The sequence below is a fragment of the Actinomadura luzonensis genome (genome assembly GCF_022664455.2).
GTDB lineage: Bacteria > Actinomycetota > Actinomycetes > Streptosporangiales > Streptosporangiaceae > Nonomuraea > Nonomuraea luzonensis.
Genome location: NZ_JAKRKC020000002.1, coordinates 2943953 through 2955892, shown reverse-complemented (window position 1 = coordinate 2955892; position 11940 = coordinate 2943953). Strand labels below are relative to the sequence as shown.

General features: G+C 75.0%; 11 protein-coding genes. 5 read left to right on the top strand and 6 right to left on the bottom strand.

Annotation, left to right across the window (positions count from 1 at the left end; genetic code table 11):
* The first annotated feature begins 68 nt into the window (after positions 1-68).
* The gene (locus tag MF672_RS44085; RefSeq protein WP_242381269.1) at positions 69-662 is read left to right on the top strand and encodes a TetR/AcrR family transcriptional regulator; all 594 of its coding nucleotides are present in this window, start codon (positions 69-71) and stop codon (positions 660-662) included.
* Positions 663-677: 15 nt separating this feature from the next.
* Here the strand turns inward: MF672_RS44085 and MF672_RS44080 are convergent, their stop codons facing one another.
* The 4 genes from MF672_RS44080 to MF672_RS44065 form a co-directional block, all read right to left on the bottom strand.
* A complete protein-coding gene (locus MF672_RS44080; RefSeq protein WP_242381268.1) occupies positions 678-1700 on the bottom strand; it encodes an alkaline phosphatase PhoX in 1023 nt (340 codons plus the stop codon).
* A gap of 134 nt (positions 1701-1834) precedes the next feature.
* Positions 1835-2446, bottom strand: coding sequence for a class I SAM-dependent methyltransferase (locus tag MF672_RS44075; protein ID WP_242381267.1), 612 nt, complete (start codon positions 2444-2446; stop codon positions 1835-1837).
* Positions 2443-3276: a TIGR04282 family arsenosugar biosynthesis glycosyltransferase gene (locus tag MF672_RS44070; RefSeq protein WP_242381266.1), complete on the bottom strand. Its 834-nt coding sequence runs from the start codon at positions 3274-3276 to the stop codon at positions 2443-2445. Before MF672_RS44070 ends, MF672_RS44075 begins: the two co-directional genes overlap by 4 nt.
* 165 nt (positions 3277-3441) lie before the next feature.
* Positions 3442-3909 (bottom strand): Dps family protein, encoded by a 468-nt coding sequence (locus MF672_RS44065; protein ID WP_242381265.1) that lies wholly within the window; start codon positions 3907-3909, stop codon positions 3442-3444.
* A 127-nt stretch (positions 3910-4036) separates the two neighbouring features.
* Between MF672_RS44065 and MF672_RS44060 the strand changes: the two genes are divergently transcribed.
* Together MF672_RS44060 and MF672_RS44055 are read left to right on the top strand one after the other, a co-directional pair.
* On the top strand, positions 4037-5245 hold the full coding sequence (locus MF672_RS44060) for a helix-turn-helix domain-containing protein (protein ID WP_242381264.1): 1209 nt from the start codon (positions 4037-4039) through the stop codon (positions 5243-5245).
* Positions 5242-7719 carry a VIT domain-containing protein gene (locus MF672_RS44055; RefSeq protein WP_242381263.1) on the top strand — a complete coding sequence of 826 codons (2478 nt, stop codon included), beginning with the start codon at positions 5242-5244 and terminating at the stop codon, positions 7717-7719. Before MF672_RS44060 ends, MF672_RS44055 begins: the two co-directional genes overlap by 4 nt.
* Positions 7720-7997: 278 nt before the next feature.
* Here the strand turns inward: MF672_RS44055 and MF672_RS44050 are convergent, their stop codons facing one another.
* On the bottom strand, positions 7998-8264 hold the full coding sequence (locus MF672_RS44050; RefSeq protein ID WP_242381262.1) for a YciI family protein: 267 nt from the start codon (positions 8262-8264) through the stop codon (positions 7998-8000).
* Positions 8265-8338: 74 nt separating this feature from the next.
* Here MF672_RS44050 and MF672_RS44045 point away from each other — a divergent pair, with 74 nt between their 5' ends.
* Together MF672_RS44045 and mmuM are read left to right on the top strand one after the other, a co-directional pair.
* Positions 8339-8992 (top strand): Crp/Fnr family transcriptional regulator, encoded by a 654-nt coding sequence (locus MF672_RS44045; RefSeq protein WP_242381261.1) that lies wholly within the window; start codon positions 8339-8341, stop codon positions 8990-8992.
* Positions 8993-9660: 668 nt separating this feature from the next.
* Positions 9661-10527, top strand: coding sequence for a homocysteine S-methyltransferase (gene mmuM, locus MF672_RS44040; RefSeq protein WP_242381260.1), 867 nt, complete (start codon positions 9661-9663; stop codon positions 10525-10527).
* Here mmuM and MF672_RS44035 read toward each other — a convergent pair.
* The gene (locus MF672_RS44035) at positions 10499-11854 is read right to left on the bottom strand and encodes an MFS transporter (protein WP_242381259.1); all 1356 of its coding nucleotides are present in this window, start codon (positions 11852-11854) and stop codon (positions 10499-10501) included. The genes mmuM and MF672_RS44035 overlap by 29 nt on opposite strands.
* Between the last annotated feature and the right edge of the window lie 86 nt (positions 11855-11940).

Here is an 11940-nt window from a genome sequence, read left to right as displayed (position 1 = left end):
AACTACTCGTGTTTGGCTTCCCGAGAAGAAATACAAGTAGATGCTCGCATTTGTCAACGAGGTGGCCCATGCCTGAACGCACCGTCCGGCGGCAGGCGCGCGGCCTGCGACGCATGGCGGAGATCCTCGACGCCGCCGAGCTGGTGATCGCCGAGGTCGGCTACCCCGACCTCACGACGAACCAGGTGGCCGCCCGCGCGGGGATGTCACCGGGCTCGCTCTACCAGTTCTTCCGCAACAAGCAGGAGATCCTGGACGGGCTGGTGTCCCGCTACACCGACGACCGGCAGGAGTTCTGGGCCGCGCGCCTGGCCGCGGTCACGCCGGAGGTGCCGCTGGAGGCGCTGGTCGGGCAGCTCGTGGACGAGAGCGTGCGGTTCAAGAGCGACTCTCCCGCGTACTGGTCGCTGCTGTACGGCACCGCGACCGGCGACCGGTTCGCGGCGGCCTCGCAGCGGCTGCACGAGGACATCGCCCGGCACCTGGCGGCCATGCTGCGCCGCCGCTCCCCCGGGCTCGCCGAGGAGCGCGCGCTGCTCATGGGGACCATGGCGCTGGCCATGGTGAAGGCCGTGATGCCGATGATCACGACGGCGGGGCCGGAGCGCAGCGCGGAGCTGGTGGCCGAGCTCAAGCACGCGCTCGTGCGCTACCTGAGCTGACGCCCGCCCGCCGGGTCAGCCGCGGAAGGGGCCGCTCACCTCGAACGTGCGGCCCTCGGCGCGGCCCCGCCTGGCCGAGAAGTAGAGCCGGTCGCCGCGCGGCGAGAACGCCGGCCCGGTCAGCTCCGTGCCCGGATGCCCCTCCAGCCGCAGGAACGGCGTGACCGCCCGGTCGGGCGCGATCACGTCGATCTGGGTGGTCAGCCGGGAGACGTACAGGTCGCCGGAGGGGGCGGCGGTGATCGTGCGCACGCCCGCGCACAGCCGGTCGAGCGTCGCGGTCGCCCCGTCGTACGCCCACAGGACGGTGTCGCCCTTGGTGGTGAAGTAGCAGACCCCGCCCGCGTAGTGGCAGGCGTCGCCGCCGGCGAAGCGGCGCGCGTCGGCCACCTGGTGGCGGGTCTCCTGCAGCAGCCCCGCCGGCGACGGCACCACCCGCCAGCGGCCGGACCCGCACAGCACCTCCAGCGTGCCCTCGGTCAGGTCGCCCCAGTCGGAGGGGCTGAAGCGGTAGAGGCAGCCGTCCGGCTCGTCCTCGGTCATGTAGACCACGCGGCGCTCCGGGTCGCACGCGGCCGCCTCGTGCCGGAAGCGGCCCATGGCCAGGCGGGGCCGCGCGGCCCGCGCGCCGTACGGGTCGCACTCGAACACCCGGCCGCGGTGGCCCAGCTCGCACGACAGCCAGGTGTGCCACGGCGTGGCGCCGCCCGCGCAGTTGAGATCGGTGCCCGACAGGATGCGGTAGGCGTCGGCGACCAGCCCGTCGGGCCGGAACCGCAGCGCCGACGCGCCGCCGAGCAGCGGCAGCTCGGAGTTGGACACGTAGATCCAGCCGTCGCCGTCGGCGAAGCAGGCGCCGCCGTCGGGCGCGGCGTGCCAGGTCAGCCCGGCGACCTTGTGGCCGCTGCGGGCCACCACCCGGGCGGTGAACCCGGCGGGCAGCGCCAGGCCCTCGGCGTCCGGCCGGCCGATCGGCCCGTACGGGCTGGTGCCGCCCGGCATGAGCGGGCCCGTGCGGAGGAGAGTCTTGTGGGACATCGTGGGGCCTCCCTCTAGGTGCCACGCTAGTCGACCGCACCGACGTGAATGGCAGGGATTCGCGAGTTCAAACTCTGCGCAAACCCCGTGGGCCCGCCACGCGGCCCCCGCGTGCCGGCGGCCCGGCGCGGCCGCTAGCGGAGGAAGGCGAACCAGCGTCCGGCCTGGTGGTGACGCTGGACGACGGTGAAACCGGCCGCGCGGGCCAGCGCCGGCAGGTCGCGGACCGAGACCCGGGCCCAGCGGAACCAGCCGCCGGCGACCGGGCCCTGCCGCAGCCGGACCACCTCGCCGCCGCTCGGCGCGCCCGGCGGGTCCGCCTCGGCGATCACCTCGCCGCCGGGGCGCACCAGCTCGCGTACGCGGCGGAGCAGGGCGAGGGGGTCGCCGCCGATGCCGATGTTGCCGTCGGCCAGCAGGACGGTCGCCCAGTGGCCGGCGCCCGGCACGGGGCCGAAGACGTCGCGGCACAGGGCCAGGCCGCCCGCGCGGCGAGTGAGGCGCACCGCGTGCGGGGTGAGGTCGATGCCGAGCGCGGCCACCCCGCGCCGGGTCAGCTCGACGGTGAGGCGGCCGGGGCCCGAGCCGACGTCGAGGGTGGGGCCGTGGCAGCGGGAGAGCATGGCCTCGTCCCCGTCCGTCAGCTCCAGCCAGCGGGTGGCGTCGAGGGGGCGGAGGCGGCCGTCCTCGTGCTCGACGTGGACCTCGGCGCCGGACAGCGCCTCGGCGTACAGACGCCCGATCACCGCCCCGCCCCGGCCCCTCCGCCGGCCAGGGCGACCCCCCGGTCCACGCAACCCACGGCGACCCCCCGGTCGGCGCGGGCCAGGGAGGCCGCCTGGTCGGCGCGGGCCAGGGCGGCGGCGAAGCGGGTATGCGGGGCGCGGGCCGCGACCTCGCGGGCGCTCGCCGCGTCGTCCACGTCGGTGAGCTCCGGCACGAAAGCCACCGACAGGCCGCGCAGCCGCCCGAGCTGGGCGGCTCCCGTCCCGCTGGTCGACATGGGTACCCCGAGCAGCCGCCGCGCGTCGGGACGCCGCAGCCCGAGCAGCCAGAACCCGCCGTCGGACGCCGGCCCGAACACCGCGTCGTGCCCGGCGAGCGCCGCCGCCGCGTCGCTCAGCAGGGCGGGGGTGACCTGCGGCGTGTCCATGCCGATCAGCAGGACGGGCAGCGGGCGGCGGGCGTGGGCGTCGGCGAAGGCCCAGGCCAGCCGCTCGTCCAGCCCGCCGCCCCGCTGCCCGATCACCTCGAAGCCGTCCGGCACGCTCACCTCGAACCCGTCCGGCACGCTCGCCTCGAACCCGTCCGGCACGCTCGCCTCGAACCCGTCCGGCACCTCGAGCCCGTCCGGCACGCTCACCTGCCCGCCCCCGGGGGCCTCCCGGCCCGGCTCGTCGAGGGCCAGCAGGCGGGCGGCGGCGGGGGTGGCGGCGACGGCGTCCAGGGTGTCGCGCAACGCCGCGGCGGCCAGCGCGGCGGCCTCCTCCGGCGAGTACGGCGGCGTCAGCCTGGTCTTGACATGGCCGGGCCGTGGACGCTTGGCGAGCACGACGATCTGCGGGCGTTCCTCCATACCCCGGCACGCTAGATCGTCAGGAGCCGGTCACCTCTTACGTGCCGCTTACGGCGGTCCGCGCTCGGGAGCGGACAGGCCGGAGCCCGGGGCCGCTCCCCCGCGGACCCCGGGCTCCTCCGCTCAGGGCACGTCCCGCTGTCGGGACGGCCGCCGCGGCCCGTGTCAGGCCATGGCCTGGAACATCCAGTGCTGCTTGTCGATGTCCTGCGCCACGGCGATCAGCAGGTCCTGGCTCACCGGGTCGGCCTCGTCGGTCTCCTGGATGCGCTCGTACATCCGCTTGCTGATCCCCGCCAGCACGTCGGTGATGGTGGCGACGACCTTGCCGTCCTCCAGCCAGCCGCTCTCCAGCTGGGCCAGCTTGCTGGACTTCGCGACGGTGGCGGCGCGGCCGTCCGGGTTGGCCCCGAGGGCGACGGCGCGCTCGGCGAGGGTGTCCATGTGCGTCCTGGCCAGCGCGACGACCTGGTCGAGCTGGAGGTGGACCGAGCGGAAGTGGGTGCCGACCAGGTTCCAGTGGGCCTGCTTGGCGACCAGCGACAGGTCGATCAGGTCGACCAGGGCGCCCTGCAGGCACTCGGCGACGGTGTTCCTGGCCTCTTCGGAAAGCGGGCCTTTGATCGTGGCCATGTCGATATTCCTCCCCGTCCGGGTGTTTTCTTCCTTCTTGCCGTTAGTTGGCAACGTTTGTCCCTCTGCCCAGGCTCTCCGCGGCCTAACATTGACACTGTAACAATGACAGTGTCATGATGAGGGCATGAGCGAGACCTGGACCATCGGTGAGCTGGCCGAGCACGCGGCCCGCGCGCTGCGCGGCGGCGCCGCGCCGCTCAGCGGGCGGGTCCGCGACGTGCCCGGGGAGCGCCTGATCCGCTGGTACACGACCATCGGCCTGCTCGACCCGCCGCTGACCCGGCGCGGCCGCATCGCCCGCTACGGCCGCCGCCACCTGCTGCAGCTCGTCGCCGTCAAGCGCCTGCAGGCCGAGGGCCACTCGATCGCCGACATCCAGGTGGCCCTGGCGGGCGCGACGGACCGCACGCTGGAGGAGACCGCCGCCATCCCCGCCCCCTCCCCCACCACCCGTCCGGCCCCGCCCCCGCACGCCGCCCCGCCTCGCCCCACTTCACCCAGCGCCCCCGTAACCCCGCCGAGGCCCGCCGCCCCGCCCCCACGTGCGCCGTCGCCGGCAGGCCACCCGGCACCACCAACAGCCCCGGCACCGCACGCCCCCAAAGCACCCCACGCGCAAACACCGCACGCCGAGGCACCGCACGCCGAGGCACCGCACGCCCCGACGCCGCAGCGCACACCCGCGTCACCGGGCACCTCAAGATCGCCCGGCACTTCACCGGTGCCTCCGCACCGGCCCAGCCCTCGCCCACCGGCCACACCGCCACAAGGTGAGCCACCTCGCGACCTCGCCCATCCGGAGGAAGCGACCGCCGACACCGAGCCGACCGCCCTCGGCGACGCCACGGAGACGTCCGGCGACCGCAGTCCCGAGCGCGCACGCTTCTGGGCAGAACGCCCCACCACGCCGTACTCCGCCGACACGGCACCCGCGTCCGAAAGCGTTCCGCGGCCCAGCCCCCAGAGCACGCGGACAGCATCCCCGGCCGAAGCGGCACCGGCGGTCGTGCCGCAGCCGGCTCTGCGGCCGCCGCGCAAGGCCGCACCCGCCTCTCCGGCGGAGTCCCGGCTGGCCGCAGCCGTGAGAGCCACCGAAACCGGAACCGGAACCGGAACCGACGCCGACGCCGATGGCACCCCCAACCTCCACCGACCCCCCGGAGGCGATGCCACCGCCGCCCCCGGCCCGGACCTGGTGACGGGAATCAGCCTCGGCAGCGGCGTGCGCATCGTATGGGACGGCGGCCGCGTCCCGTCGCAGGAAGACGTCCAGGCGGTGCTGGCGGCAGCGGGCCCGCTGCTCGCGGTGCTCGAAGAGAGGGAGCTGACATGAAGATCACTTCGCTGGAGCCCGCCCGGTGCCTGCCGGTGCCGGACGCCGGGTTCGGCGCGTTGCTGACCGAGCGCGGCAACCTGCCGCTGGAGAGCGTGGACGTCAAGGCGGACATCTCCGGCCTGATCGCCGGGGTCGAGGTCACCCAGGGCTTCCGCAACCCGTTCGACGTCACGCTGGAGGCCACCTACGTCTTCCCGCTGCCCGACCGCGCCGCGGTGACCGGGTTCCGCATGGAGGCCGACGACCGGGTGATCGAAGGCGTGCTCAAGGAACGCGCCCAGGCCAGGGCCGACTACGACCGGGCGCTGCGCGAGGGCCGCCGGGCCGCCATCGCCGAGGAGGACCGTCCCGACGTCTTCACCATCAGGGTGGGCAACGTCCTGCCCGGCGAGCACGTCTCGGTGCGGCTGACGATGAGCCAGCCGCTGCCGTACGAGGACGGCGCCGCCACGTTCCGCTTCCCTCTGGTCGTCGCGCCACGTTACATCCCCGGCAACCCGATCGACGGCCCGTCCGCGGGCGCGGGCGTCGCGCCCGACACCGACGCCGTGCCGGACGCCTCCCGGATCACGCCGCCGGTGCTGCTGCCCGGATTCCCCCACCCGGTGCGCCTGTCGCTGGCCGCGACCGTCGACGCCGCCGGGCTGGAGCTGCGCGAGCTGGCCTCCAGCCTGCACGTGGTGGAGGAGGAGGGCCGGACGGTACGCCTGCGCCCCGGCGAGCGGCTGGACCGCGACTTCGTCCTGCGCCTGTCGTTCGAGGCGTCCACGTCGCTGCTGCTCGACGGCGGCGAGGACGGGCGCGGCCGGACGTTCGCGCTGACCGTGGTGCCGCCGCCCCTGCAGGCCGCCCGCACGCCGCGCGACCTGGTGCTGCTGCTCGACCGGTCGGGCAGCATGGGCGGCTGGAAGATGGTGGCGGCCCGCCGCGCCGCCGCCCGTATCGTCGACACCCTGACGCCGCAGGACCGCTTCGCGGTGCTGACGTTCGACTCGGTGGTGGAGCGGGCCTTCGAGGGCCTGGTGGAGGCGTCCGACCGCAACCGCTACCGCGCCGTCGAGCACCTGGCCCGCGTCGACGCGCGGGGCGGCACCGAGCTGCTCGACCCGCTGCGCCAGGCCGTCGCGCTGCTGGGCGGCGGCGAGCCGGGGCGCGAGCGGGTCGTGGTGCTGGTCACCGACGGCCAGGTCGGCAACGAGGACCAGATCCTGGAGCAGGCGGGCGGCGCGCTGTCGGCCATGCGGGTGCACACGGTCGGCATCGACAGGGCCGTCAACGCCGGGTTCCTCGGCCGCCTGGCCGGGCTCGGCGCGGGCCGGTGCGAGCTGGTCGAGTCCGAGGACCGCCTGGACGCCGCCATGGAGCACATCCACCGCCGGATCGGCGCTCCCCTGGTCACGGACCTGTCGCTCAAGGGCCTCGACGTCGAGCCCGGCACCGTCACCCACCTCGGCTCCGTCTTCCCCGGCGTGCCACTGCGCGTGTACGGGCGCTTCCGCGAGGGGTCGGCGGTGACCGTCCGCGGCCTGGCCGCGAGCGGGCCGTGGGAGGAGCACGTCGAAGGCGTCGCCGTGGACAATCCGGCCCTGCGCGCCGTCTGGGCCCGCGCCCACCTGCGGGAGCTGGAGGACCGGTACGCGATGGGCGAGCACGACCTGGAGTCCCGCATCGTGCGCGTCTCGCTGGACAACGGCGTGTTGTGCCGCTTCACGGCGTACGTGGCGGTCGACACCCGGCAGGTCGCGGGCGGCGAGCCCGAGCACCACGTCATCCAGCCGGTCGAGCCGCCGAGCGGCTGGGAGATGCCGGCACCGCCGATCGGCGGCACGTTCGCCGCGAGGGCCGCCATGATGGCCATGCCGGCCGCCGCCCCCATGATGCCGCAGGCCAGGGCGCGGATGGCCAAGCCGGAGAGCTTCGACGACGAGCTGGACGTCCCCGGCTTCCTGACGACCGGCCCCGCCGCCCCGCCCCTCAGCCACCCGAACGCCCCTGCCCACGGCGCCCCCGGCGCGGCCCCTCCTGTCCGGGGCGGCCTGCGCGGTCCCCGGAAGTCCCGCCCCGCACCCCGCAGGACCCAGGACCTGGAGTCGGTACGCCCGCAGCTCGTGGCCGAGCTGGAAAGGCTCCGGTCGCTGCCCGCGCCCGACCTGACGTACCTCGCCGACCTGGGCACCCGGCTGGCGGCACTGGCCGAGTACCTGGGCGGTGAGCAGCGGCTGGAGGCGCTGGCCCGCGACCTGGAGGCCGCCGAACGCCCGGGCGGCGACGCCCGCGCCCTCCACGACCACGCCGTAACCATCCTCACCGCCCTCCTCGGCCTCCCACCCATCCCCGACCCCTCGGGCCCTCTCGGCAACCCGCCCCAGCCCGCCGGCGATCCACACGTCGGCCCGGCCGGCGACCCAAGCGGCGGGGGCGACGGCCCTGCCGACGCCCGTCGTCGCGGCCCCTTCTGGAAACGCACCTGACTCAGGGGCCCCGGACAGGCCCGGCCCGAAGTCGTCCGAGAGCCCGCGAGCGCGCACCTCGCACTCGCGGGCCCCAGGAGCCGCGTGCTCCTGCTGCTGGCGGACGCCGCTTGCGCTGCAGCGGATGAGCAAGCGAGCGGACGAGCCGGCAGATGCTTAGGCGCATGCGAGCCGACAAACGCGTAGGCGCCTGCGAGTTGACAGGCGCGTAGGCGCGCTGGCAGCTGCGTAGGCGCATGCGAGCCGACAGCCGGGCCATCGCCCCAGGGCGCCGGCGATCACAGGAGCGGCACCCACTCCTTCACCAACGTGACCTCGTAACAGTCCGCCACCTCCGTGTACGGATCCCGCCGCAGGATCTCCCGCACCTCCTCCTCGTCCGCCACCTCGTACACGTGCATGGCCCCGCTGTCGTCAGCCCAGGGCCCGGCGGTGACCAGCCGTCCCTCCTCGTGGAGGCGCCGCAGGTGCTCCCGGTGCGCGGGCCGGACGGCCAGCCGCCGCGGGTCGTCGTCGAAGGTCAGGTGCACCACGTATCTCGTCATGCCCCGGCACGCTAGACGCGGCGGCCGGCACCCGGCAGCCTCGCGCGGCACCCCGGCGCTGTATACCGGGATACATGACGTGCTCGCTGGCCGACCTGCCGATGTTCGCGGAGCTGAGCGAGGAGCGGCTGCGCGGCCTGGCGGCTCTGGCGCGGCGCCGGCGCTACCCGTCCGGGCAGGTGCTGTGCACCGAGGGTGATCCGGCCGGCGAGCTGATCGTGCTGCTGGACGGCCGGGTCAAGGCCGGCAGGGTGAGCGCGGACGGCAGGGAGGTGGTGCTGGCCGTGGAGGCGGCGCCGGTGGCGTTCGACAAGACGGCGCTGCTCGTGGACGGCCCCCACCGGGCGACCAGGACGGCCGTGACCGCGGTCGAGGTCGCCTACCTGCCGCGCGCGGCGGTGCTGAAGCTGGTCGGCGAGGAGCCGTCGGTCGCGGCCCGGCTGCTGCGGACGCTCGCCGCCACCGTGCGCGACCTCGACGAACGGCTCACGGACGCGGCGATCAGGGACGTCCCGGCCCGGGTGGCGAGCTGGCTGGCCCGGCGGTGCGCGGACGGCCGGGTGCCGCTGCACGCGGGACAGGCGGGCCTGGGCGCGGAGATCGGCGCGACGCGGGTGAGCGTGAACCGGGCCCTGCGCTCGTTCGAACGCCGCGGCGTGATCGAGATCGCCCCCGGCGAGGTGATCGTCCTCGACCCCGCCGCCCTGACCCGCCTCGCCGCCCGCTGATCCGCGCCGGCACGCCCAGCGCCTCTTGGACCTCCGGGTCTCGACGCGGATCCGGCGACGACAGGGACGAAGGGAAAGCCCGCGAGGTTGTGAGCCACGGGGGCTGGGGCTCGTACAGCTGAGGCCGGTAAGCCTGAGGCCCGCCCGATTGAGGCCCGCCCGATTGAGGCCCGCCCGATTGAGGCCCGCCCGATTGAGGCCCGCCCGATTGAGGCCCGCCCGATTGAGGCCCGCGAAGTTGTGAGCCACGGGGGCTGGGGCTCGTACAACTGAGGCCGGTGAGCCTGAGGCCGCCCGATTGAGGCCCGCGAGGCTGAGGGCTGTAGGCATGAGGGCCCGGAAGCCGAGCCTGCGAAGCTGCGGGCCCGCGAAACCAAGGCCCGCGAAGTCCGAGTGCCTGAAGCCGGAGCCCAGGAGGCCGAGGGCCGCAAAGCCGAGGGCCGCAAAGCCGAGGGCCGCAAAGCCGAGGGCCGGAGTTGATGGGCACGGAGTGGATGGCTGGACAGTCGGGTGGCTGGGAAGCCGGGTGACCGAGAAGCCGGGTGGCTGGGAAGCCGAGGCTCGTGAGGCTGCGGGTGACGTCGTCGGGACGTCGGGAGCTGCGAAGTCGGGGGCCGGGGCTGATTGATTCGCGCCGGGGAGTGCCGTGGCGCTCTTACCCTGGACGAGTGACCACACTTGTCCTGGACGGCGGCCTGTCCACCCACCTCGAACGCCTCGGCGCCGACCTCAGCGACGAGCTCTGGTCGGCACGCCTGCTGGTGGAGCGCCCCGAGCTGATCCGCCAGGCGCACGCCGACTACTTCGCGGCGGGCGCCGACGTGGCCACGACGGCCAGCTATCAGGCCACGTTCGAGGGGTTCGGCCGCCGCGGTCTGGACCGCTGGGCCGCCGAGGCGCTGATCAGGCTGTCGGTGGAGCTGGCCACGCAGGCCCGCGACGCGGCGGGACGCGGCCTGGTGGCGGCCTCCGTCGGCCCGTACGGCGCCTATCTGGCCAACGGCGCCGAGTACACCGGCGACTACGACCTCGACGAGGACGCTCTGTACGCCTGGCACCGCCCCCGCTGGGAGGTGCTGGCCTCCTCCGGCGCCGACCTGCTGGCCTGCGAGACGATCCCCTCCTATCCGGAGGCGCGGGCGCTGGCCAGGCTGCTGGCGGGCACCTCCGGGGTGAAGGCGTGGGTGAGTTTCTCGTGCCGCGACGGCGAGCGGCTGAACGACGGCACCCCGGTCCGCGAGGCGGCGGCGTTGTTCGCCGACGACCCGCGGGTGGTGGCGGTGGGGGCGAACTGCACCGCGCCGCGCCACATCCCGTCGCTGATCGCCCGGCTGTCCGGCGGCCTGCCGGTCGTGGTCTACCCGAACTCGGGCGAGAGCTGGGACGCCGGCCATCGCCGCTGGCTGGGTCTGGCGGACCCGGTGGAGTTCGGGCAGGCGGCCGCGGAGTGGCGGCGGGCAGGCGCGTCCATGGTGGGCGGCTGCTGCCGGACGACTCCCGAGCACATCAGGCAGATCCGCGCTCACCTGACGTGAGCCACCGGATGACGAGCAGCCCGCCGGCCAGGACGACTCCGGCGATCACCCGGTAACCGGCGGCCATGCCGTGCGTGGCGCTGACGGTGCCCATGACCGCCACGCCGACCGCGCTGCCGAGCTCGCGGGTGGCGCTGTTGAGCCCGGAGCCGAGCCCGGCCCGTTCGCGCGGCAGCGCGGCCATGATCTCGTGCGACAGCACCGGCAGGCACAGCCCCATGGCGGCTCCCATGACGAGCAGCCCGATCATGTACACGGGGTACGGCATTCCGGCGCCGGCGAACGACAGCAGCAGCAGCCCGGCCACGTTCCCGGCGAGCCCGGCCGGCACCGCGGTCCGCGGCGACAGGCGGGCCGACAGCCGCGACAGGATGACCATGGGGACGGTCAGCGGCACGATGGCCACCCCGGTCAGCAGCGGCGAGAAGCCCTTGACCTCCTGCAGGAAGCGGGCGTTCATGAAGAACAGCGCGAACAGCCCGAAGAAGGTGACCGCGACGCCGAGCGTCCCCGCGCGCAGCCGCGCCACCCGGAACAGCCGCGGGTCCAGCAGTGGCCGGGCCGCCCGGAGCTGGTACGCGGCGAACACGGCGAACAGCGCGGCCGCCACCGCGAGCGCGCCGAGCACCAGCCCGCTCCCCCATCCGGCCTCCGGCCCTTCGATGATGCCGACGAGCAGCGCCACGGACGCGGCCGTCAGCAGCCCCGCGCCGGGCAGGTCGAGGACGGCGTCGTGCCGCGGCGCGCGCGGCACGGTGACGGCGACCAGCAGCGCCAGCACCACGGCCAGCGCGACCGGCACCCCGAACAGCGCCCGCCACGGCAGGTACTGCATGACCAGCCCGCCGCCCACGTTGCCGATCACCCCGGCCGCGCCGGTGGCGGCGGTCCAGGCGGCGACGGCGTGCCCGCGGGCGGCGGCGGGGTAGGCGCCGACGGTCAGGGCGAGCGAGGCGGGCATGACCATCGCCGCCCCGGCGCCGCTGAGCGCGCGGGCGGCGACGAGCGTGGTGACGTCCGGGGCGAGCGCCGCGGCCAGGCACCCGGCCGCGAACACGCCCAGCCCGGCCAGCAGCACCCCCTTGCGGCCGAAGCGGTCGCCGGCCGCGCCGGCGGGGATGAGCAGGCAGGCGAAGACGATGACGTAGGCGTCGACGATCCACAGGATCTGCGCCGGCGAGGGGCGCAGCTCGCTCGCGGCGAGCGTGGGGATGGCCAGGTTGACGGCGGCGACCAGGGCGACGGCCAGGACCACGGTGGCCGCCATGAGGACCATGATCCGGGTTCTGGCGGGATGGCCGGTCTGTTCCACGACGGTGGCGGACATGTGAGAACCCCCGAGCGGGTCGGTGTGGGTGGATGAGCGCGGCGGAGGCCTCCCGCGGATCTCACCGTAGAGTCGGAGGTGACTTG